14 protein-coding genes are annotated in these 21,613 nt (G+C 76.6%); 7 read left to right on the top strand and 7 right to left on the bottom strand.

The window, feature by feature from the left end; translation table 11 throughout:
* Positions 1 to 14 precede the first annotated feature (14 nt).
* Together MUU72_RS25395 and MUU72_RS25390 are read right to left on the bottom strand one after the other, a co-directional pair.
* Complete coding sequence (locus MUU72_RS25395) at positions 15 to 2,420, bottom strand: glycoside hydrolase family 65 protein (RefSeq protein WP_248015713.1); 2,406 nt, start codon at positions 2,418 to 2,420, stop codon at positions 15 to 17.
* On the bottom strand, positions 2,417 to 3,178 hold the full coding sequence (locus tag MUU72_RS25390; RefSeq protein ID WP_248015712.1) for an HAD family hydrolase: 762 nt from the start codon (positions 3,176 to 3,178) through the stop codon (positions 2,417 to 2,419). Before MUU72_RS25390 ends, MUU72_RS25395 begins: the two co-directional genes overlap by 4 nt.
* Before the next feature lie 198 nt (positions 3,179 to 3,376).
* On the opposite strand from MUU72_RS25390, the gene MUU72_RS25385 reads away from it, so the two are divergent.
* Positions 3,377 to 4,243 carry a universal stress protein gene (locus MUU72_RS25385; protein WP_248015711.1) on the top strand — a complete coding sequence of 289 codons (867 nt, stop codon included), beginning with the start codon at positions 3,377 to 3,379 and terminating at the stop codon, positions 4,241 to 4,243.
* A gap of 62 nt (positions 4,244 to 4,305) precedes the next feature.
* Here MUU72_RS25385 and MUU72_RS25380 read toward each other — a convergent pair whose 3' ends face one another.
* The 3 genes from MUU72_RS25380 to MUU72_RS25370 form a co-directional block, all read right to left on the bottom strand.
* Positions 4,306 to 5,667 carry a nicotinate phosphoribosyltransferase gene (locus MUU72_RS25380; protein ID WP_248015710.1) on the bottom strand — a complete coding sequence of 454 codons (1,362 nt, stop codon included), beginning with the start codon at positions 5,665 to 5,667 and terminating at the stop codon, positions 4,306 to 4,308.
* A gap of 77 nt (positions 5,668 to 5,744) precedes the next feature.
* Positions 5,745 to 6,041, bottom strand: coding sequence for a DUF1876 domain-containing protein (locus tag MUU72_RS25375; protein ID WP_248015709.1), 297 nt, complete (start codon positions 6,039 to 6,041; stop codon positions 5,745 to 5,747).
* Positions 6,042 to 6,154: 113 nt separating this feature from the next.
* On the bottom strand, positions 6,155 to 7,021 hold the full coding sequence (locus tag MUU72_RS25370) for a universal stress protein (protein WP_248015708.1): 867 nt from the start codon (positions 7,019 to 7,021) through the stop codon (positions 6,155 to 6,157).
* 223 nt (positions 7,022 to 7,244) lie between these two features.
* On the opposite strand from MUU72_RS25370, the gene MUU72_RS25365 reads away from it, so the two are divergent.
* From MUU72_RS25365 to MUU72_RS25340, 6 genes are all read left to right on the top strand, one after another.
* Complete coding sequence (locus MUU72_RS25365) at positions 7,245 to 9,161, top strand: SMI1/KNR4 family protein (protein WP_248015707.1); 1,917 nt, start codon at positions 7,245 to 7,247, stop codon at positions 9,159 to 9,161.
* A gap of 699 nt (positions 9,162 to 9,860) precedes the next feature.
* On the top strand, positions 9,861 to 11,360 hold the full coding sequence (locus tag MUU72_RS25360) for a xanthine dehydrogenase small subunit (RefSeq protein ID WP_248015706.1): 1,500 nt from the start codon (positions 9,861 to 9,863) through the stop codon (positions 11,358 to 11,360).
* Positions 11,357 to 13,774 carry a xanthine dehydrogenase molybdopterin binding subunit gene (xdhB, locus tag MUU72_RS25355; RefSeq protein WP_248015705.1) on the top strand — a complete coding sequence of 806 codons (2,418 nt, stop codon included), beginning with the start codon at positions 11,357 to 11,359 and terminating at the stop codon, positions 13,772 to 13,774. Before MUU72_RS25360 ends, xdhB begins: the two co-directional genes overlap by 4 nt.
* A gap of 1 nt (position 13,775) precedes the next feature.
* On the top strand, positions 13,776 to 14,585 hold the full coding sequence (xdhC, locus tag MUU72_RS25350; RefSeq protein WP_248015724.1) for a xanthine dehydrogenase accessory protein XdhC: 810 nt from the start codon (positions 13,776 to 13,778) through the stop codon (positions 14,583 to 14,585).
* A gap of 173 nt (positions 14,586 to 14,758) precedes the next feature.
* Positions 14,759 to 15,925, top strand: a complete 1,167-nt coding sequence (locus tag MUU72_RS25345; RefSeq protein WP_248015704.1) for an exonuclease SbcCD subunit D — start codon at positions 14,759 to 14,761, stop codon at positions 15,923 to 15,925.
* Positions 15,922 to 19,053 carry an AAA family ATPase gene (locus MUU72_RS25340; protein WP_248015703.1) on the top strand — a complete coding sequence of 1,044 codons (3,132 nt, stop codon included), beginning with the start codon at positions 15,922 to 15,924 and terminating at the stop codon, positions 19,051 to 19,053. Before MUU72_RS25345 ends, MUU72_RS25340 begins: the two co-directional genes overlap by 4 nt.
* Positions 19,054 to 19,217: 164 nt before the next feature.
* Here the strand turns inward: MUU72_RS25340 and MUU72_RS25335 are convergent, their stop codons facing one another.
* Together MUU72_RS25335 and MUU72_RS25330 are read right to left on the bottom strand one after the other, a co-directional pair.
* A complete protein-coding gene (locus MUU72_RS25335; RefSeq protein WP_248015702.1) occupies positions 19,218 to 19,664 on the bottom strand; it encodes an Lrp/AsnC family transcriptional regulator in 447 nt (148 codons plus the stop codon).
* Between the two features lie 184 nt (positions 19,665 to 19,848).
* Positions 19,849 to 21,543, bottom strand: coding sequence for a DUF885 domain-containing protein (locus MUU72_RS25330; protein ID WP_248015701.1), 1,695 nt, complete (start codon positions 21,541 to 21,543; stop codon positions 19,849 to 19,851).
* Between the last annotated feature and the right edge of the window lie 70 nt (positions 21,544 to 21,613).

Genomic DNA, 21,613 nt, shown 5'->3' with positions numbered 1-21,613 from the left:
CGCCCGCCGCCCGGTCAGGTCTCCGGCAGGTCGAGCTCCCGGGTCGTGCCCGGTGCCACGGTGAACGGGCGGCCGCGCAACCGGGCCCGCACCGCGGCGTGTTCGGAGTCCGGGACGGTGAGCCGGACCCGGTCGGCGCGGATCCGCAGGTCGATGTCCCGGTGCCGGCGGTAGCGGAACCGCACCCCGAACTTCGACAGCTGGGGGATCGGCGCCGGATCCAGCCACAGGGCGCGGTCCCGGGTCTCCAGACCGGTCATCCCGCGCTGGACGAAATCCAGCGTGCCGGCCATCGCGCCCAGGTGGATGCCCTCCGCGGTGGTGCCGCCCTGGACGTCCGCGATGTCCCCGGTGAGCGCCTCCTCGCAGTACGTCCAGGCGTCGTCGCGCCGCACCCGGGCCAGCACCCAGGCGTGCACCACGGCGCTCAGCGTCGAGCCGTGGCAGGTGCGGTGCAGGTAGTGGTCGACCGTCGCCCGCCACACGGCGTCGTCGAGACGGTACCCCAACTGGTCGAAGACACCGGCGAGTTCGGCGGGGGAGAAGAGGTAGCCCAGCATCAGCACATCGGCCTGCTTGGACGCCTGGTAGCGGTTGACGGTGTCGCCCTCGGACTCCAGGATCCGGTCCAGCCGCCGGATGTCGCCGTACCGGGCGCGGTAGCCGGCCCAGTCCAGTTCGGCCAGCTCCCCGTAGCCCGCGAACTGGCTGATCACCCCGCGGTGGTACGGCACGTGGAGGCGGTGCGCGACGTCGTCCCAGTACTGGCGCTCGTCGTGCGAGAGGGCCAGCCGTTCGAAGAGCGGCCGGCGGCGGGCCTCCGGGAGCGTCCGGCACAGCTCCAGCGCCCGCGCCAGCACCCAGGCGGCGGTGACGTTGGTGTACGCGTTGTCGTCCAGTCCGGGCCGCCCGGCGCCCGGGTAGGCGTCGTGGTACTCGTCGGGGCCGACCACCCCGCGGATCCGGTAGCGGCCCAGGTCCCGGTCCCAGTCCGCCGCGGACGCCCAGAACCGCGCGATCTCCAGCAGCATCTCCGCGCCCCGGGTGTGCAGGAACCCGGTGTCACCGCTGGCCTGCCAGTACTGCCAGATGTTGTACGCGACCGCGGAACCGACGTGGTGCTGGAGGCGCGAGTGGTCCGGCAGCCAGTGGCCCGAGCGGGGGTTGAGGTGCATCTGCTGGGTCTCCTCGCGGCCGTCGCTGCCGCTCTGCCACGGATACATCGCCCCCGCCCGGCCCGCCTCCCGCGCCGCCTGCCGGGCGGCCGGCAGGCGGCGGTGGCGGTACGCCAGCAGCGCCCGGGACACCTCCGGCAGGTGCAGGTTGAGGAACGGCAGCACGAACAGCTCGTCCCAGAAGACGTGCCCCCGGTACGCCTCGCCGTGCAGACCGCGGGCCGGCACCCCGACGTCCAGCCGCGCGGTGTGCGGCGAGACGGTCTGGAGCAGGTGGAACAGGTGCAGCCGCAGGATCCGGCCGGCCTCCCCGGGGACGTCCAGCCGCACCTGCCGCCACAGGTGCTGCCAGGCCCGGTGGTGCGAGGCCAGCAGCCGGGGCACCGCCGGGGCCCGGCGGACCGCCTCCAGCGCGGCGGGCAGCGGCGCGGCGCGGGCCCGGTCCGAGGAGGTGTGCAGCGCCACCGTCTTGTCGACGGTCGCCGGGGTGCCGGGGGCGAGCGGGACGGTCAGCACCCGCCAGGCCCGGCGCGCGGTCAGGTCGGTGCGGGCGGTGCCGCCGCGCGGCGCGGCGCGGGTCCGGGCGGCCAGGGCGATACCGGTGCCGGAGGTGCGGGTGCGGCAGCTCAGCCACACCACCCCGTCGTCCCCGGCGCCGGTCTCCCAGCCGGTGAGGTGGACGCCGTCCAGCTCCTGGTAGCGGGCCACGCCGGTGTTGCGGACGTCGCCGTCCAGACCGGCCGCCACCTCCACCTCGCCGGACCAGCCCTCGGCCGTGAAGACCGTGCGCTGCACGGCCAGGTCCGGCTCCGCCATGTGCACCAGCCGCCGCTCGGTCACCGTCAGCCGCCGCCCCGCGCCGTCCTCGTAGGACGACCAGCGGGTCAGGGTGCCGCGGCGCAGGTCCAGGGTCCGGCGGTGGCCGGTCAGCTGCGGGTGGTCGGGGAACAGCCACGGGCCGGGGGCGGAGTCGCCGGCCGGGCGGATGCGGTAGCTCAGCGGCAGCCAGTCGGGCAGGTTGACCAGGTCCTCGTTCTCCACCGGGCGGCCGGCGACGGTGGAGGTCAGCCGGTTGTAGACGCCGGCCGCGTAGGTGCCCGGGTAGTGCGCCGGGCCGCAGCGGGTCTCCGGTGCGGCGCCGCGGGTGGCGAACCGGCCGTTGCCGAGCGTGCACAGCGCCTCCCGCAGCCGCTCCGCCCCGGCGTCGTACCCCTCGTACGTCCAGGTCCAGGCCGGCGCCGTCACGGGACCGCCCCGGGCGCCAGCAGGTCGCCGGGGTCGCCGACCACCACATCGGCGCCGCGGCGGCGGAGCTCGGCCGCGTGCTCCGGGCCGCCGCCCCGGGCCACGCCGACGACCAGCCCGAAACCGCCGCGGCGGCCCGCCTCCACCCCGGCCGCCGCGTCCTCCACCACCGCGGCCTCCCGGGGCGGCACCCCCAGCCGCCGGGCCGCCTCCGTGAAGAGCGCCGGGTCCGGTTTGCCCGGCAGCCCCAGCCGGGCCGCCTCGTTGCCGTCCACCACCACCTCCAGCAGCGGCAGCAGCCCCGCCGCGGCCAGCACCTCGGTGGCGTGCCGGGACGCGGAGACCGCCGCGCACCGCACGCCCGCCGCGCGCGCCGCCCGCAGCAGCCGCACCCCGCCCGGCCAGGCCGGCGCGCCGTGCTCCCGCAGCCGCGCGGTGAACGCCGCGTCCTTGCGGGCCGCGACCGCCGCGACCGTGCCGGTGCCCGGCGGGTCACCGGGCCCGCCCGGCGGCAGGTCCAGCCCCCGGGAAGCCAGGAACGCCGCCGCACCGTCCCTCCGGGACCGGCCGTCGACGAAGCGCAGGTAGTCGTCCACCGGGTCGAACGGCCGCTGCCCGCCCACCGCCGCCAGACACGCGTCGAACGCCTCCTGCCAGGCCGCGGCGTGCAGCCCCGCCGAGTCGGTGAGCACCCCGTCGGTGTCGAGGACCACGGCCCGCAGCGGGCGCGGACCGGCCGGCGGCACTGCGGCGGACATGACCGGATCGATCCCTTCGGCAGATCCTCCAGCGGACTCGTCCTTCCATGGCACCACGACATCCGGGCCGGGGCCGCTCCTGCCGCCGCGCGCCCCGCCGGGCGGGTGCCGGACGGCCCTGGCGCGCACCCGGCCCCCGGGCCCACGATGGAACTACCGGCACGGCCGCGGTCCCGGCGGCGGAAGGCGGTGGGGACGATGGAACTCCCCCTGGTCGTAGGCGTGGACGGAACGGACACCGGGCTGCGCGCCCTGGACTGGGCGGTGGACGCGGCGGCCCGCCACGGCCTCCCGCTGCGGGTGGTCCACGCGTCCCGCTACGAGCGCTACGAGGGGGTGGCGCCCGAGGGGCCGGTCTCCGCCGAGCAGGCGATCGCCGACCGGATCGTGGCGGTCGCCGCCGACCGCGCCGCCCGCCGCAACCCCGAGGTCGAGGTCACCGTCCAGGTCCTGGCCGACGACCCGGTGAGCGCGCTGCTGCGGGAGGCCCCGTATGCCACGGCGGTGGTGCTCGGCTCCAAGGGGCACGGGGAGTTCGCCGATCTGCTGCTGGGCTCGGTGAGCCTGTCGGTGGCGGCCCGGGCGCACCACCCGGTGGTGGTGGTCCGCGGCGACCGGGCCGGCCTGGAGGGCACCCACGGCCGGGTCCTGCTCGGCGTCGGCGACACCGCGAAGGGCTCCGCCGCGGTCCGCTTCGCCTTCCGGGAGGCGGAGGCCCGCGGCTGCGTCCTGGACGCGGTGCGCGCCTGGCACAGCCCCGGTTACGGGCCCGCCGACCGCGCGGAGCGGGCCACCGGCCCCGAGCACCACTACGAGCACCAGGCGTCGGAACTGGTCGACGCGGTGGTGGCGGAGGAGGCCGAGGCGCACCCCACGGTGCACGTGCGCCGCACCACCGTGGCGGGCCCGCCGCACCGGGTGCTGGTCCGGCGCTCGGCCGCCGCCGACCTGCTGGTCCTCGGCGCCCGCGGGCGGCACGGCCACTTCGGCCTCCAGCTGGGCCGGACCGGGCACGCCGCACTGCACCACGCCGCCTGCCCGGTCGCGGTGGTCCCGCGCGGCTGAGCGGCGCCGGCCGGGGCCGCCCGGCCCGGGCGGGCGCCCCGGGCCCGGCGCCGGCACGGCCGTCAGGTGAAGTGCCCGTACGGTGCCAGGACCGCCCGTTCGATGCGCTGCCGCACCCGGTCCGTGAGGGCGGCCAGCGGCGGCGAGACCGACGGCCGCACCGGGACCGGCGACCGGATGGCGCGGGCCGCCGCCGGCAGCTCCGCGAGGTCCGCGGCCAGCCGGGCCCGGGCGTCCGCCAGCGGGCTCCGCGGCGCGCACCGCACCCCGCCCCGCATCAGCGTCTCCAGCAGCGGCACGGTGCCCGGCGGCGCCGGCTCCTCGGCCAGTCCGATCACATCGCGGCACCCCGGCCCCCGGAACACCTGCTTCCGGCCGGGCGCGGACACCTTCGCCGCCGACAGCTTCATCACCGGCCGCCCGTCGTAGGCGACCAGCTTGTACGCCGAGTCGAGGTACGGCGCGTCCGCGCTCACCCCGATCCGGGTGCCCACCGCGAACACGTCGATCGGCGCCCCGGACCGCACCAGGTCGTCCACCGCGAACTCGTCCAGCCCGCCGCTGGCCACGATCCGCACCTCCGGCAGCTCGGCCCGGTCCAGCATCGCCCGCGCCCGGAACGCCTGCGCCGCCAGGTCACCGCTGTCCAGCCGGACCGCCGACCCCGCGGACCGCCCCAGCGCGTGCAGCACCCGGGCCGCGGCCGCCACCCCGGAATCGGTGTCGTAGGTGTCCACCAGGAACGTCACCGGCCCCGGGTGCGCGCGGGCGAACGCCAGGAACGCCGCCTCCTCGTCCTCGAACGCCTCCACGTAGGAGTGCGCCATGGTGCCGACCGCCGGCAGCCGCTCGGCGTGCGCCGCCGCGACGTTGCTGGTCCCCGCGAAACCGGCCATCGCCGCCAGCCGCGCCGCCTGGAACCCGGCCTCGGTGCCGTGGGTGCGCCGCAGCGAGAAATCCACCACCGGGCGCCCGCGGGCCGCCAGCACACAGCGCGCGCACTTGGCGGCGACGGCGGTCTGGTGGCTGAGCTGGTTCAGCACGAAGGTCTCGGCCAGCTGCGCCTGGGGCAGCGGCGCGGTGATCTCCAGCAGCGGCTCCCCGGGCAGCACCACCCGGCCCTCCGGGACCGCCCGCACCTCCCCGGTGAAGCGCAGGCCCAGCAGCGGCGCCAGCTCGCGCGGCGGCCGGCGCATCGCCTCAGCGAACACCTCGATCTCCGCCGGCCCGAGCCGGTAGCGGGCCAGGAAGTCCAGTACCGGCTCCGCCCCCGCGGCGACCAGGAACCCCCGGCCGGGCGGCAGGTCCCGGACGAAGCAGCTGAACGCGGCCGGCCGGGTCATGCCCTCGCGCAGGTACGACAGGGCCATGGACACTTCGTACAGGTCGGTCGTGGTCGGACCGGCCCTCGTCGCCTCCGGCATCGCCGGCTCCTTCCCGCACCGGGCCGCGCCCGCCGGGCCGGGCCGCGCGGCCGCCGCCGCCAGGCCCGCCGGCGGCGTCAGGCCGGCTCGCTCGCCCAGCCGTAGACGGTGCGCCGCTCGGGCTCCGGGGGCGCGACACCGGCGCCCGCCAGGTCGTGGTCGGCGAGCCGGAGCAGCTGCCCGGCGAGGTCCCGCATCGCCCGCCCGGCGGCCAGCTCGTCACCGACCACCGGGACGTCCGGGTCCCCGGGGCTGCAACGCGCCCGGCCGCGCCCGGTGAGCGACCGGCCCCCGGTGTCCAGCTCCACCCGCGCCCGGGTCGTCCCGTCCTCCTCGGTCAGGACCAGCCGCACGCGCCACTCGGTGCTCTTCACCCTGCTCACCTCCGCGCTCGCCCCTGCCACCCATTGTTGGGACAAAGCCCCCCGGGCGCCTGCCGGTGCCGGGCGCGGCCGGGTGCGGGCGCGCCCCCGGGGGGCCGGGCGGCTCACTCGTGCGGGACGATCGCCACCGGGCACGGTGCGTGGTGCACCGCCGCCTGGACGACATGGCCGATCCGCGGCGCCGGGAAGCGCAGTTTGTGGCGGCGGCCGACGACCAGCAGGGCGGCGTCCGCGGCGTCCCGCAGCAGGGCCCGCGCCGGGCTCTCCAGCTCCACCCGGCCGTCCACCACCACCTCCGGGTACCTCTCCCGCCAGGGCCGCAGCGCCGTCGCCAGTTCCCGCCGGGCGTCCGCGACCGCCTCCTGCGCGGCGACCGGCTCCACCCCGCCGCCCCGGTTGTACGCGTACGACGGCAGGTGCCGGCCGTGCACCACCCGCAGCGGCGCACCGCGCCGGGCCGCGCTGCCGAACGCGAACGAGAGCAGCGCCTCGCACGGCTCGTGCAGGCTCAGCGCCACCGTCACCGGGGCGTCCGGCGCCCGGGCCGCGCCCTGCCGGGCCCGGACGAGCACCGTGGGCGTACCGGTGTGCGCCACCACCTGGAGGCCGGTCTCGCCCATCACGTAGCGCGCCAGCCCGCCCAGGTCGCGCGAGCCGAGGACCAGCAGGCACGACTGCTCCGCCGCCTCCTCCAGCGCGGCCAGCGGGTCCTTGGCGACCAGGGCCTCGTCCACCGGGAGGGCCGGGTGGTGGTCCCGGACGGCCGCCCGGGCGTCGCCGATGATCCGGTGCGGCCAGAAGTTCCGATCGTCCTCCGGCGGCACGTCGGGTTCCGGTTCCGGTGCCAGCAGCACCCAGGCGTGCAGCAGCCGCAGCCGGGCCCGCCGCAACTCCGCCTCGCGCGCCGCCCAGAGCACCGCGGCCGTCGCCTCCGGCGTCCCGTCGACACCCACGGTGACCACGTCCTGCATGACCTCACCTCGCTCCCGGTCCGCTCACCGCCGCCGGACCCGGCGGCCCCGGTGCCCGGCGGTGGACCGCCCTTCCAGTCTCCGCCGGACCGGCGCCCGGGGCCGCACGGACCGCCGCGCACGCCGCTGACCAGGGCGGACGGACGGCGGCCCGGTCCGGGGGCGGCAGCTTCGCGGGCGCGGGGCCGGCGGCGCTGTCAGTGCCGGATGGCACCCTGCGGACATGAGCAGCGATTCTTTCAACTGGCACGATTTCCTGGGGCGTTGGCAGGAGGAGTGGATTCCGCGCACCGACGAGGACGAGCGCTGGGACGAGGACGAGGACGGGGGCGGGGGGCGTCCGGCCGCCCTGGGCAGACCCGGGGCGGACGAGGCGGCGATCGCCGCGGCCGAGGCGCGCCTGGGACGGCGGCTGCCGCCCTCCTACCGGGAGTTCCTGGCCGCGAGCGACGGCTGGCACGTGGCCGAGACGGCCGGGATCTACCAGCTCGGCGGCGTCGCGGACATCGACTGGTTCGAGGACCCGTACGACATGACGCCCCTCTACGCGGATGGTCTGGGGGACGACCCGGACGACGCGGAGGTGCTGCTCGCCGGGATGTGGCGGCGGGCGCTGCGGCTGGAGACGGACTCCGACCTGTCGCACGCCCTGCTCGACCCGGGCGACATCGGCGAGGACGGCGAGTGGGCGCTCTACGTCCACAAGGGCTGGAGCGGTGAATCCCCGTGCCGCTACCCGTCCTTCCGCGCCTACATGGAGGCCGGGTACCGCGGCTTCCACGCCGACCGGGCGGGCCTGCCCGACTTCGTGAACGCCACCACGCGCCGCCAGGACGCCCGCGTGGCCGAGGCGCGCCAGCTGGCCCTGGGCGGCCGGTACGAGCAGGCGGTGCCGCTGCTGGAGGAGGCGGCGTCCTTCGGGCGGCCGGGGAGCGTCGTCCTGCTGCACCAGCTCCGGCACCTGCTCGCCCCCCGCGGCTCCTACGGCTACGGCGATCTGGTGGCCGATCCGCGCTACCTGCCCGAGATCCTTCCGGTGGAGGCCATGGCGGTGGCCGGCGGCGGGCCGGGCGGCGGCGACGACCACTGGCTGGGCATGATGGCCGCCCGCGGGGCCGCCCGGGAGACCGCCGAGGCGGTGCTGCGCGCGCTGCGGGACGGCTCCCACCGGTATGCCCCGTCCGGCCCGTGGGGGCAGGCCGTCGCCGAGGCGCGGGAGTCGGCCCGCTGGGGGGCGACCGATGCCGCGTGGCGGGTGCTGCGGGCCGCGCTCCCGCGGTGGGAGGCCCCCGGGCCCGGTCTGCTCGCCCCGATCGGCCTGCTCGCCGATCCGCTGCTGGGCCCGCTGATCACCCCGGAGCGCGGGCGGGAGATCCTCGCGACACCGCGGGACGGCCGGACCGGGCCGGCGCCCGAGCCGGTGCCCGACCTCGACCCGCCGGGCCTGGCCTGGCTGGCGGAGCCCGCGGCGAACCGGCAGCCGCACGGCGGATACCGCGGGGTCTGGATCGAGGGCGCCGACCCCGCGCACCTGCCCGCCCTGATCGGGGAGGAGGGCGCCGCCCTGAGCGCGCCCGTGGATGCGCGCACGGCGTCCTGGCGGGCTCCCGCGCCCCATGAGCGGGAGGGCGTGGAGCTGTGGGAGGACCGGCCGGTGGTCGCCGCCGGCCGCACCGCCGAGGGGTGGGCCTTCGCCTTCACCGGCCACTGTGACCACCGCCTGGGCCCGCTGTTCCGGTCTCCCGCCCGGGCCGCGTCCCGCTCCGGGCGCGCGGTGGTGGTGTGGCGCGATCCGAGGGGCCCGGTGCCGGGGGAGCGGCCGGCCGCGTTCCACCTGTCGGTGGCCGAACGGGGCGTGGAACTCTACGCGTTCACCGTGCGGGGCGCGGAGGTCGAGTGCTCCGGCGCGATCCCCCCGGCCCTGGACCCCGCCCGGCTGTTCCGCCCCGGCGACGGCGAACCGGACCGCGAACGGCGCCTGCTGGCGGCCCTGCACACCGAACTCGGGCTCTCGCTGCCCCGCTTCGCGCTGACCGAGGGCAGGCTCCCCACCTTCACCACCCGGTCCTGGTCCCGGGCGCCCCGTGCGGACGAGGGGTTCGCGTACGCGTACCTCGGCTTCGGGCGGCGCCGGAGCTGAAGGGCGCGGGCCCGCCGCTGCCCGGGAAGGACGGAAAGGCGGGCCCGCGCCCGGGCAGATCCCCTCCGGGCCGGGGACAATTCCCGGCCCGGGATCTCCGTACCGGAAAACACCCGGTCGCGCTCTCCGCGTCGAGCCGCGGGAAAAACACCGCCGAAGTCGGACAGCGCCCCGAGGGCATACGTCCGGGAGGAGTGGCGGAAGGGCGAGAAGGGGATGAGGAGAAGGGCGTGAAAAGTATTTCCGGCCGCACCTCGTTGGAGGAATCACCAGTACTCGCGGGGCGGCGGGGCCACTTCCTCGTAGGTTCCTCCAGGCTGCTGTCGATCTTCGCAGGTCTCCTTGACGGGGGACCTGTGGCAACTTAGCTTCTATCGCACCGACTCATGAGCTGCCGGAAAGGAGGCGACGTCGGATGTCCACCGTCTCTGACCTGCATCGCCTCGCCCGGCAGACCGCCTGGCTCCCGGGTCGGGTAGCGCACGGCTGCTGAGCGGCCCGCCCGGTGCGCCCCCTCGCGGCCCCGGCCCCTTGCGTATGTCTGTCCTCTCCTGCGGCGCGTCGATGCCTGCCGTTTTTCCGCGATCGGCGCGTGCTGAATTGTGCCCGGTTTCCTGAGCCGCGCCACCGAAAGAGAAAGTCCCCTGAAATGGCGACTAGGATAAGCAGAACGACCGCGCCCCGAAATGAGGATGCGTCATGGTAGCGGCGCGGATCACGGTCAACGGGAAGACCGCACCGATTTCCCCGGCCGCTCCCCACACCACGGTCCTGGATTTCCTGCGGGAGCGCGGCCTCACCGGCACCAAGGAGGGCTGCGCCGAAGGCGAGTGCGGCGCCTGCTCGGTCCTGGTGGCCCGCCCCGGGGTGGACAAGCCCACCGACTGGGTGGCGGTCAACGCCTGCCTGGTCCCGGTCGCGGCGCTCGACGGCCAGGAGGTCGTCACCTCCGAAGGTCTCGCCACCCCCGGCGCGCCCGGCACCGCCCCCACCCTGCACCCGGTGCAGGAGGAGATGGCGGTCCGCGGCGGCTCCCAGTGCGGCTACTGCACGCCCGGTTTCGTGTGCAGCATGGCCGCCGAGTACTACCGGCCCGACCGCTGCGCGCACGCGGCCCGGGAAGCCGGACCGGACGTGGACCCGGCCGCCGCGCCGGCCGGCCGCCCCGACGCCGAGCACGGCCCGAACGGCTTCGATCTGCACGCGCTGAGCGGGAACCTCTGCCGCTGCACCGGCTACCGCCCGATCCGCGATGCCGCGTTCGCCGTCGGTGCGCCCACCGAGGACGACCCGCTGGCACGGCGCCGCGAGCAGGCCCCGCCCGCCCCGGCCGCCACCGCGTACACCCAGGACGGCAGCACGTTCCTGCGCCCGGGCACCCTGGCCGAGGCCCTGCGGCTGCTGCGCGAGCGGCCCGACGCGGTGGTGGTCGCCGGTTCCACCGACTGGGGCGTGGACGTCAACATCCGCTCCCGGCGGGCGGAGTGCGTCCTCGCCCTCGACCGGCTGCCCGAACTCCGGGAGCTGAACGTCGGGTCCGACCGCATCGAGATCGGCGCGGCGCTCACCCTCACCGAGATCGAACGCCGCCTCGACGGCCGGATCCCGCTGCTGGCCGAGCTGTTCCCCCAGTTCGCCTCCCGGCTCATCCGCAACAGCGCGACGCTCGGCGGCAACCTCGGCACCGGCTCGCCCATCGGCGACAGCCCGCCGGCGCTGCTGGCGCTGGAGGCCGCCGTCGTGCTCGCCGGCGCGGACGGCGAGCGCGAGGTCCCGCTGGCGGACTACTTCACCGGCTACCGGCAGAGCGTGCGCCGGCCCGGCGAGCTGATCCGCGCGGTGCGCATCCCGCTGCCGCTCGCGCCGACCGCCGCCTTCCACAAGATCGCCAAGCGGCGCTTCGACGACATCTCCAGCGTCGCGGTCGGCTACGCGCTCGACATCGAGGACGGCATCGTCCGCAGGGCCCGCATCGGCCTGGGCGGCGTGGCCGCCACCCCGATCCGCGCCCTGGCCACCGAGGCGGCCCTGGAGGGCCGGCCCTGGTCGGCGGAGACCGTCGAGGCCGCGGCCCGGGTGCTGCGGGGCGAGGGCACGCCGATGAACGACCACCGGGCCAGCGCCGACTACCGTTCCGCGATGCTCGGCCAGAGCCTGCACAAGCTGTACGCGCAGACCACCGAGGCGGTGCCGTCATGAGCCAGTTGTCCGAGCGTCCCGACAAGCCCGTCGTCGGCGTCTCCGTGCCGCACGAGAGCGCCGCCCTGCACGTCACCGGCACCGCGCTCTACACCGACGACCTCGTCCACCGCACCAAGGACGTGCTGCACGCCTACCCCGTCCAGGTCATGAAGGCCCGCGGCCGGATCACCGCACTGCGCACCGGGCCCGCGCTCGCCGTGCCCGGCGTGGTCCGCGTGCTGACCGCCGCCGACGTGCCCGGCGTCAACGATGCCGGGATGAAGCACGACGAACCGCTCTTCCCCGACGAGGTCATGTTCCACGGCCACGCGGTCGCCTGGGTGCTGGGGGAGACCCTGGAGGCGGCCCGGCTCGGCGCGGCGGCCGTCGAGGTGGAACTCGACGAGCAGCCCGCCCTGATCACGCTCCAGGACGCCATCGCGGCCGGCAGCTACCACGGCGCCCGGCCCGTGATGGTGACCGGCGACGTGGACGCCGGCTTCGCCGACTCCGCGCACGTCTTCACCGGCACCTTCCAGTTCGCCGGCCAGGAGCACTTCTACCTGGAGACGCACGCGGCGCTGGCCTACCTCGACGAGGCCGGGCAGGTGTTCGTCCAGAGCAGCACCCAGCACCCCTCCGAGACCCAGGAGATCGTCGCGCACGTCCTGGGCCTGCACAGCCACGAGGTGACCGTGCAGTGCCTGCGGATGGGCGGCGGCTTCGGCGGCAAGGAGATGCAGCCGCACGGGTTCGCGGCCGTCGCCGCGCTCGGCGCCAAACTGACCGGCCGTCCGGTCCGGCTGCGGCTCAACCGCACCCAGGACCTGACCATGTCCGGCAAGCGCCACGGCTTCCACGCCGAGTGGAAGATCGGCTTCGACGCCGAGGGCCGCATCCAGGCGCTGGACGCCACCCTGATCGCCGACGGCGGCTGGAGCCTGGACCTCTCCGAACCGGTGCTGGCCCGCGCGCTGTGCCACATCGACAACACCTACTGGATCCCCCACGCCCGCGTCGCCGGCCGCATCGCCCGGACCAACACGGTCTCCAACACCGCCTTCCGCGGCTTCGGCGGACCCCAGGGCATGCTGGTGATCGAGGACATCATGGGCCGGTGCGCGCCGCTGCTCGGCCTGGACCCGGCGGAGCTGCGGGAACGCAACTTCTACCGGCCGGGCCAGGGCCAGTGCACGCCGTACGGGCAGCCGGTCGGGCACCCCGAGCGGATCTCCACCGTCTGGCGGCAGGTCCATACCGAGGCCGGCATCGCCGACCGCCGGCGCGAGATCGCGGCCTTCAACGCCGCCCACCCGCACACCAAGCGGGCCCTCGCGGTCACCGGGATCAAGTTCGGCATCTCGTTCAACCTCACCGCCTTCAACCAGGGCGGCGCGCTGGTGCTGATCTACAAGGACGGCTCGGTCCTGATCAACCACGGCGGCACCGAGATGGGCCAGGGCCTGCACACCAAGATGCTCCAGGTGGCGGCGACCACGCTGGGCATCCCGCTGCACAAGGTCCGCCTCGCCCCGACGCGTACCGACAAGGTCCCCAACACCTCGGCCACCGCCGCCAGTTCCGGCGCGGACCTGAACGGCGCGGCGGTCAAGAACGCCTGCGAGCAGCTGCGCGAGCGGCTGCTGGAGGTGGCCGGCACCCAGCTGGGCGCGAACGCCTCGGACGTCCGCATCGTCGAGGGCGTCGCCCGCGCGCTCGGCAGCGACCGGGAGCTGGCCTGGGACGATCTGGTGCGCACCGCGTACTTCCAGCGGGTCCAGCTGTCGGCGGCCGGCTACTACCGGACCGAGGGGCTGCACTGGGACGCGAAGGCGTTCCGGGGCTCGCCGTTCAAGTACTTCGCCTACGGCGCCGCCGCCACCGAGGTGGAGGTCGACGGCTTCACCGGCGCGTACCGCATCCGGCGGGTGGACATCGTGCACGACGTCGGCGACAGCCTGTCCCCGATGATCGACATCGGCCAGGTCGAGGGCGGTTTCGTCCAGGGCGCGGGCTGGCTGACGCTGGAGGACCTGCGCTGGGACACCGGTGACGGGCCGCACCGCGGCCGGCTGCTGACCCAGGCCGCGAGCACCTACAAGCTGCCGAGCTTCTCGGAGATGCCCGAGGAGTTCAACGTCACGCTGCTGGAGAACGCCACCGAGGAGGGCGCGGTCTACGGCTCCAAGGCGGTGGGTGAGCCGCCGCTGATGCTGGCGTTCTCGGTCCGCGAGGCGCTGCGGCAGGCCGCCGCCGCGTTCGGACCGGCCGGCGTCAGCGTCGAACTGGCCTCGCCCGCCACGCCGGAGGCGGTGTACTGGGCGATCGAGGCGGCCCGCCGGGCCGGAGCCGGCCGGGAGAGCCGGTCCGCCGACGGGTGCCCCGCCGCCGGCACGGTCCGCACCGACGCAGAAGCGCTCAGCGGTGCCTGACATGACCTGGGTCGCCGCGGTCGCACGGTTGCGGGCCCGCCGGGAGTCCGGCGTGCTGGTGACCGTCGCGACCGTGCGCGGCCATGCCCCGCGCGACGCCGGTGCGAAACTCGTCGTGGGGCGGACCGAGACCTGGGGCTCGATCGGCGGCGGCAACGTGGAGGCCGTCGCCATCGACCGGGCCCGGGAGATGATCACCGCAGCCGCACCGGAGCCGGAGCTGATCGATTTCGCCCTGAACGACAAGGTGACCAACCGGCACGGCGTGCAGTGCTGCGGCGGCACGGTCTCGGTCCTGCTCGAACCGCTGCCGGTGGTACGGGCGGTGGCGATCTTCGGCATCGGGCACGTCGGCCTGGAGCTGGCGCGGATCCTGGCCCGCCAGGACCTCGATCTCCACCTGGTCGACAGCCGCTCCGACCTCCTCACCGAGGAGCGGCTGGGCGTGCTGGCGGACGCGGTGGCCCAGGTGCGCGTGCACCACACACCGCTGCTGCCCGAGGAGGTGCTCGCGGAGCTGCCGCCCGGCACCCACGTCCTGATCATGACCCACGACCACGCCGAGGACGCAGCCCTGTGCGACGCCGCCCTGCGCACCCCCGGCCTCGGCTCCGTCGGACTCATCGGGTCGGCGGCCAAATGGGCCCGGTTCCGCCAACGCCTCCGCACCGAGGGCGGCCACGACGAGGCCGCCGTCGACCGGATCAGGACCCCGATCGGCATGCCCGAGATCACCGGCAAGGAGCCCGCCACGATCGCGGTGAGCGTCGCGGCGGACCTGCTGCGGACCTTCGAGGCGGACCGCCGCTGAACGGCGCGGACCCGGGCGCCGCACCCCGGCACGGGGGTGCGGCCCGCCCGCGCCCGGCCGCCCGGGCGGGGCCGGCCGCGGCCCGGGGGCGGTGCGCCGCCCCGTAGACTCGTGCCGGTCCGACGTCGGGTCGAGGTCCGTGGAGGGGAGAACATGCAGGTCGGAGCGCGTCGGTGAGATTTCTGCACACCTCCGACTGGCATCTGGGCCGGTCCTTCCACCGGGTGAACCTCCTCAGCGCGCAGCGCGCGTTCCTCGATCACCTGGTCGAGACCGTCCGGGCCCGGGACGTGGACGCGGTGCTGGTCGCCGGCGACATCTACGACCGCGCGGTGCCCCCGCTGGCCGCCGTCGAGCTGTTCGACGACGCCCTGCACCGGCTCGCCGCGCTCGGCGTGCCCACCGTCATGATCTCCGGCAACCACGACTCCGCCCGCCGGCTCGGCGTCGGCGCCGGGCTGATGCGGCAGGCCGGCATCCACCTGCACACCGACCCGGCCGGCTGCGGCACGCCCGTCCTGCTGGCGGACGCGCACGGCCCGGTCGCCTGCTACGGGCTCCCCTACCTGGAGCCGGCCATGGTGCGCGACACCCTCGGCGCCCCGCGCGCCGACCACGCCGCGGTGCTCGGCGCCGCCATGGACGCGGTCCGTGCCGACCTCGCGGACCGGCCCGCCGGGACCCGCTCGGTGGTCCTCGCGCACGCCTTCGTCACCGGTGGCGCCGCCAGCGACAGCGAACGGGACATCACCGTCGGCGGCGTCGCCTCCGTCCCCGCCCCGGTCTTCGACGGCGTCGACTACGTGGCCCTCGGCCACCTGCACGGCTGCCAGACCCTGACCGACCGGGTCCGCTACTCCGGCTCGCCGCTGGCCTACTCCTTCTCCGAGGCCGCGCACCGCAAGTCGTCCTGGCTGATCGACCTCGGCGCGGACGGCGCGGTGCACGCCGAGCGGATCGACTGCCCGGTGCCCCGGCCGCTGGCCCGCCTGCGGGGCCCGCTGGAGCGGCTGCTGGACGATCCCGAGCTGGCCCGGCACGAGGACGCCTGGGTGGAGGCCACGCTCACCGACGCCGTCCGCCCGGCCGAGCCGATGGCCCGGCTGGCCAAGCGCTTCCCGCACGTCCTCAGCCTGGTCTTCGAGCCCGAGGGCGGACCGGCCCGCCCCTCGGCGTCCTACGCCCAGCGGCTGCGCGGCCGCAGCGACCAGGAGATCGCCGAGGACTTCGTCGCCCACGTCCGCTCCGGCCGCGGCGCCGACGACGCCGAACGGGCCGAACTGCGGTCGGCCCTCGACGACGTACGGACCGCGGACGCGGCCGAGGAGGTGGCGCGGTGAGGCTGCACCGGCTGACCCTGAGCGCCTTCGGCCCGTTCGCCGGCACCCACACCGTGGACTTCGACCGGCTCACCCGGGACGGGCTGTTCCTGCTGCACGGCCCCACCGGCGCGGGCAAGACCTCGGTCCTGGACGCGGTGTGCTTCGCGCTCTACGGGACGGTGCCGGGGGCGCGGCTCAGCGGCCAGGCGCTCCGCAGCGACCTGGCCGACCCGGGCACGCCCACCGAGGTCGTCCTCGAACTGACCGTCGCCGGGCGGCGGTTGGAGATCACCCGGCTGCCCGAGCAGCCCCGCCCCAAGAAGCGCGGCACCGGCACGACGAAGGAGAAGCCGCAGAGCCGGCTGCGGGAGTACGCACCCGCCGCGGACGGTGCCGCGGACGGCGGGCAGTGGCGGGCGCTCAGCCGCTCCCACCAGGAGATCGGCGAGGAGATCGGGCAGCTGCTCGGGATGAGCAAGGAGCAGTTCTGCCAGGTCGTGCTGCTGCCCCAGGGCGACTTCGCGCGGTTCCTGCGGGCCGACGCGGAGGCCCGGGCCCGGCTGCTGGGCCGGCTCTTCGACACCCGGCGGTTCGCCGCCCTGGAGGAGCAGCTGACCGCCCGCCGCCGGGCCGCCGCGGACCGGGTCGCGGCCGGTGACGAACGGCTGCTCGGGCTCGCCCACCGGATCGCCCAGGCGGCCGGCGACACCCCCGACCTCGACGACCCGTCGGTACCGGCCCCGGCCGCCCGGCCCGCCGTCCCCGCCCAGACCGGGCCCGCCGGCCGCGGCGGACGGCGCGGCCCGGCGGCGGCCCGCGCCACCACCGGCGCCGACGCCGGGCCCGGCCCCGGCGAACCGGGCTTCGCCGACGCGGTGCTCGCCCGGGCCGCGGTCGCCCGGACCGGCGCCCGCGAACGCCTGGAGTGTGCGCAGGCCGCGGTGGCCGCCGCCGAGACCGCCGAACGGGCCGCGGCCGCACGCCTGGAGGAGGCCCTCGAACGCGACCGGCTCCAGCGCCGCCACGCCGACGCCCGGGAACGGGCCGCCCGGCTCGCCGACCGCAGCGGCGAACAGGACCGGATCCGCGCACGGCTGGCCCGCGCCCGGGCCGCCGCCGAGGTCGCCCCGGTGCTCGCCCTGCGGGACGCCGCCTGGCACGAGCTGACCGCCGCCCAGGACGCCGAACGCCGCCACCGCGCCCCGCTCCCGCCCGCCCTGGCCGGCGCCGCCGGCGACCGGCTGGCCGCGGAGGAGCAGCAGGCGCGGGCGGTCCTCGGCTCGCTGGCGGCGGCCCGGCGGGCCGAGCGGCGGGCCGCCGAACTGGCCCGGGAGCGCGCCGGCCTGGACCGCGAGGCCCGTGCCGACGAGCAGACGCTGCTGGACACCGCCGAGTGGCTGGCCGGCTGGGACGCCGAACGCGCCGCCCACCAGCGGCGGATCGACGCCGCGCAGGAGGCCGCCGCCCGGGCCGGGCGGCTCGCCGAGCAGCTCGGCCCGGCCGCCGACCGGCTCGCCGCGGCCCGCCGCCGCGACCGCCTCACCGCCGACCTCGCCGCGGTCGAGGAGCGGGCGCTCGCCGCCCGGGAGCACGCCGCGGCCGCCCGCGAGCACTGGCTGGACCTCAAGGACCGCCGGCTGCGCGGCATCGCCGCCGAACTCGCCGCGGGCCTCGCGGACGGCCGGGCGTGCGCGGTGTGCGGCTCCACCGCGCACCCCGCCCCGGCCCGGGCCGGGGCCGGCCACGTCGACCGCGCCGCCGAGGAGGCAGCCGAGGACGGGCACCGCCGCGCCGAGGAGGACCGGCAGCGCGCCGAGGAGCACCGCCAGGCCGTCAAGGAGGAACTGGCCGCCGCCACCGCCGCGTCCGGCACCGCCCCCGTCGCCGAACTGGCCGCCCGCGCCGAGGAGTTGCGGCAGGAGGCGGACCGCGCGCACACCGCCGGGGCCGGGCTGCACGCCGCCCGCGAGGAACTGGCCCGCGCCGAACGGGAGTACGAGCGCCGGCGCGCCGAGCAGCAGCGGGCCGAGCGCCGGGCCGCCGCCCGGGCCTCCCACCGCGAGGCCCTGGACCGCGAACAGGCCGCGCTGGAGGCCGAACTCGCCGAGGCCCGCGGCGACAGTCCGAGCGTCGCCGACCGGGCCGGCCGGCTGGAGCGGCAGGTGGCGCTGCTCGCCGCCGCGGCCGAGGCCGCCCGTACCGCCGCGGTCTGCGCCGAGCGCCTGAAGGACGCCGACGCCCGGCTGTCCGACGCCGCCTACCGCGCCGGTTTCGACACCCCCGCGGACGCTGCCGGCGCACTGCTCCCGGAGGCCGAACGGCAGGCGCTCCAGCAGCGCCACGACGACGGGCAGGCCGAGGCCGCCGCCGTCGCCGCCGAACTGGACCGGCCCGAACTCCGCGCCGCCGCGGCCCTGCCGCCCGCCGCCCCGGACGCCGCCCGCGCCGCCCACCAGGCCGCCGCCGCCCGGCTGCGCACCGCCGCCGCGGCCCTGGCCGCCGCCCGGGAACGCTGCGCGGCCCTCGACCGGCTCTCCGCCGAGGCCGCCGCGGACGCCCGCCGCCTGGCGCCGCAGCGCACCGCCTACGACCGGATCGCCCGCCTCGCCTCGCTCGCCGCCGGCACCTCCGCCGAGAACGCCCGCCGGATGCGCCTGGAGTCCTACGTCCTGGCCGCCCGCCTGGAGCAGGTCGCCTCCGCCGCCAGCGCCCGCCTGCACCGGATGTCCGCCGGCCGCTACACCCTGGTGCACTCCGACGAGCGGTCCGGCGGCACCCGCCGCTCCGGCCTGGGCCTGCACGTCATCGACGCCTGGACCGGCCAGGAACGGGACACCGCCAGCCTCTCCGGCGGCGAGACCTTCTTCGCCTCGCTCGCCCTGGCCCTCGGCCTGGCCGACGTCGTCACCGACGAGGCCGGCGGCACCCGGCTGGACACCCTCTTCATCGACGAGGGCTTCGGCAGCCTCGACGAGCAGACCCTCGACGAGGTCCTCGATGTCCTCGACGGCCTGCGCGAACGCGACCGCAGCGTCGGCATCGTCAGCCACGTCGCCGATCTGCGGACCCGCATCCCGGCCCAGCTGGAGGTCGTCAAGGACCGCACCGGCTCCCGCGTCCGGCACCGCGTACCCGGCGGCGCCTGACCGGGCACGTCCCGCGATGTCCGGCACGGGGCGGGGAAGCGGGTGGATGCACGCCACGTCCGGCGGATTGCTGCGTTGGTGGAACGTGTCCGCCGTGGCGCAACGCCCGCTGTGCCCGGACGTGAGCCCGGCCGGCCGCCGCTTTCGCCACGGCGACCGGCCGCTCAGGTGCGGACCGGGCGCCCGGGCAGCGGGGAGGAGTACACCACGCTGGTGGCCACCTCGCCCAGCGCCCCGATGCGCCCCGAGACCTCTTCGAGGTGCTTCATCGACCGGGCCGCGACCTTCAGGAACAGGCTGTTCTCGCCGGTGACGTGGTGCGCCTCCAGGATCTCCGGGGTGCGCGCCAGCAGGTCCCGGAACGGCCCGCCGTCCCCGCCGGAGTGGCGCAGCCGCACGAACGCCAGCACCGGCAGCCCGACCCGCTCCGGATCGACCACCGCCGCGTACCCGGAGATCACCCCGGACGCCTCCAGCCGCCGCACCCGCGCGGCGACCGCGCTCGGCGACATGTTCACCGTCCGCGCCAGCTGGGCGCGGTTCACCCGCCCGTCGCGCTGGAGGACGTCGAGGATGCGCCGGTCGGCGTCATCGGGGGAGTATCCGGTCATCCCCGCTGTCTAGCAGGGGTTTCACCGGCGGAGCAAGGGTTCTCCGGGTGTTCACCGCCCAAGTGGCCGGGCCGGCGGCGCCGGGGGCCGCCGCCGCGCGCACCGGCCGGGGCGCGCCCGGGGAGCACCGCGGCCGGCCGCCGCGCGGGGCCGCGCCCGGCCGGCCGCGGCGGTGTCCCGCCGGTCAGAGCGCCGACAGCTCGGACAGCAGGTCGTCCAGGCCCAGCGAACCCTGCGAGAGGGCCGCCATGTGCCACGCCTTCAGGTCGAAGTCCGCGCCGTGCCGGGCCCGGGCGGCGTCCCGGCCCTGGAGCCAGACCCGCTCGCCGAGCTTGTAGCCGATCGCCTGGCCCGCCATGCCCTGGTAGCGGACGATCTCGCTCTCGACGTAGTCCGCGGGACGGCTGCTGTGCCGGGCGAAGAACTCCTGCGCCAGCTGCGGCGTCCAGCGCTCACCGGGGTGGAACGGCGAGTCGGCCGGGATCTCCAGCTCCAGGTGCATGCCGATGTCGATGATGACCCGGACCGCCCGCATCATCTGCGCGTCCAGATAGCCCAGGCGCCGCTCGGGCGTGGTCAGGAACCCCAGCTCGTCCATGAGCCGCTCGGCGTACAGCGCCCAGCCCTCGGCGTTGGCGCTGACCATGCCGACCGTGGTCTGGTAGCGCGAGAGCCGGTCGGCGACGTGCGCCCACTGCGCCAGCTGGAGGTGGTGGCCGGGCACCCCCTCGTGGTACCAGGTGGAGACCAGGTCGTAGGCCGGGAAGCGGGTCTGGCCCATGGTCGGCAGCCAGGTCCGGCCCGGGCGGGAGAAGTCCAGCGACGGCTGGGTGTAGTACGGGGCGGCGGCGCTGCCGGGCGGCGCGATCCGGGACTCCACCCGGCGGACCCGCTCGGCCAGGTCGAAGTGGGTGCCGTCCAGCGCGTCGATCGCCTCGTCCATCAGCGACTGGAGCCACTGCCGGGTCTCCTCGACGCCCTCGACCGCCTCGCCGTGCTCATCGCACCAGGCCAGCGCCTCCCAGGGCGTCGAGGCGCCCGGCAGCACCTTCTGCGCCTCGGCCTCCATCTCGGCCCGCAGCCGGTGGAACTCCGACCAGCCGTAGGCGTACGCCTCTTCGGGGTCGATGTCGGTGCCGTTGTAGTAGCGCGCGAGGCGGGCGTACCGCTCGCGGCCCACCACGTCGGGGGCGCCCTCGATCGCCGGGGCGTAGACGTCCCGGAACCAGTCGCGCAGCTCCACCAGGGCGCCGGTGGCGGCCCCGGCGGCCGCGTCCAGCTCGGCGCGCAGCGCGTCCGGGCCGGCCGCGGTGAACTCGGCGAACCAGCTGCGGTCGGTGCCGATCCACTCGCCGAGCTGGCCGATGACGGTGGCGACCTGGCGCGGCCCGGCCGGCAGGTCCTTGTCCAGGCCGGCCTGGAGGGCGGCGCGGTAGCCGCCCAGCGCGTCCGGTACGGCGCGCAGCCGCTGCGCGATCGCCGCCCAGTCCTCCTCGGTCTCGGCCGGGGTGAGGGTGAAGGCTTCCCGGACGTGGTGCAGCGGCGAGCTGAGGTTGCTGACCGTGCGCAGCCCCTCGCCGGCGTCGTGCACGGCGAGTTCGGCGGTGAGCCGCTCGCGCAGCAGCCGGGCGCAGATCTGCTCGGCGGGGCGGTCGGCGCCGGGCCGGGTCTCGGCCTCGGCGAGCCGCTCCAGGGTGGTGCGGGCGAGCTGCGCCACCGCCTCCTGCCCCTCGGGCGAGAAGTCGGGGAGCCTGCCGGAGCTCTCGGGGATCCCGAGGAAGGTGCCGGTGATCGGGTCCAGTTCGACGAGGGCGTCGACGTAGGCGTCGGCGACCTGGCGGGGCAGCGGACCGCCCGCGGGAGTAGTGGTAAGGGACATGCCCGCCATCCTCGTACGGATCGGCCCGCCGCGTCACCATCATTCCGGTGGACGTTACTGTCGCGTCGCG

Source organism: Streptomyces rhizoryzae, assembly GCF_023155275.1.
Classification (GTDB): domain Bacteria; phylum Actinomycetota; class Actinomycetes; order Streptomycetales; family Streptomycetaceae; genus Streptomyces; species Streptomyces rhizoryzae.
Note: the sequence above shows the minus strand (reverse complement) of the source record. Positions and strands in the feature narration are given on the sequence as shown.